The organism is Microbacterium sp. CPCC 204701 (genome assembly GCF_004010105.1).
GTDB lineage: Bacteria > Actinomycetota > Actinomycetes > Actinomycetales > Microbacteriaceae > Microbacterium.
Genome location: NZ_RRYE01000640.1, coordinates 1 through 1,002, shown reverse-complemented (window position 1 = coordinate 1,002; position 1,002 = coordinate 1). Strand labels below are relative to the sequence as shown.

Sequence of the window (1,002 nt, the reverse complement as noted above, 5' to 3'; positions counted from 1 at the left end):
GGCGCCGGAGCCGCGCCGCCCGCGACGCGCGACCATCGGACGACGGCTGATCACCGCGGCTCCCGTCCCCCCGTCGCGCGGCGCTCGAGATGCTCGGGCATCCGCTGCCACAGCTCGTCGACCTGCCGCAGCGTGTGCTCGAGGGTGCCGGCGGTGTCGATCACGACGTCGGCGATCGCGAGGCGTGCGTCGTCCGGCACCTGCGAGCCGATGCGAGCAGCCGCCTCGGCATCGCTGAGTCCGCGCAGCTGCACCAGCCGTCGCGCGCGGATCTCGGCCGGTGCGTGCGCGACCATGACGAGCTCCCATGGGTCGTCGACACGTGCCTCGACGAGCAGTGGCACGTCGTAGACCACGACCGCCTCAGGATCCTCGGCGAAGGCCGCCGCGAATCGCCGTGCCGACTCCGCCCGCACCGCGGGGTGCACGATCGCGTTGAGCCGGGTGATCGCCGCAGGGTCGCCGAAGACGCGGCTCGCGAGGGCGGCGCGGTCGAGCGAGCCGTCGGATCGCATCACGTCCGCCCCGAACTCGTCCGCGATGGCGGCGAGTACCGGAGACCGCGGTTGCTGCACGTCGCGCACGAGTCGGTCGGCATCGACCACGACGGCGCCGTGCTCGGCGAGACGCCGGGCGATCGTGGACTTTCCGGAGGCGATTCCGCCCGTGAGTGCGACGAGGGGCATGAATCGAGGATGCCACGTCGCGGCGCCCCGCCAGAGCCGGCGGCGTTCTCGCAAGCCTGGGCGGTTCTTGAGGCGCCCCTGAGGCGCCGTTGAGTGCCCGGGAGTAGCCTCGGGGGCACCCGAAGGAGCAGAACCGCACATGCGGTGACTGGGGAGGGTGGGGCCATGACTCCGGATGCGACGAGGTTGCGTCCGGCATGAACCCGCCCCGCCGCATGCGCCGCTTCGCCGCCCTGAGCGGCGGAACGCGCGGCGCGGTCCGCTCCCGGCGCGAAGGAGCGGCGATCGTAGGGGCGGTCGCCACTCCGACGCGCGC

The 1,002-nt window shown here is 73.6% G+C and carries 1 protein-coding gene; it reads right to left on the bottom strand.

All coding sequences use genetic code 11. The features are described from left to right. Positions 1 to 50 precede the first annotated feature (50 nt). On the bottom strand, positions 51 to 686 hold the full coding sequence (gene coaE, locus EIO58_RS18525) for a dephospho-CoA kinase (protein WP_127820614.1): 636 nt from the start codon (positions 684 to 686) through the stop codon (positions 51 to 53). Positions 687 to 1,002 lie beyond the last annotated feature (316 nt).

Bases quoted from the DNA above. Each gene is read 5' to 3' on its own strand.
- coaE (WP_127820614.1), bottom strand. From the start codon at position 686: ATGCCCCTCGTCGCACTCACGGGCGGAATCGCCTCCGGAAAGTCCACG.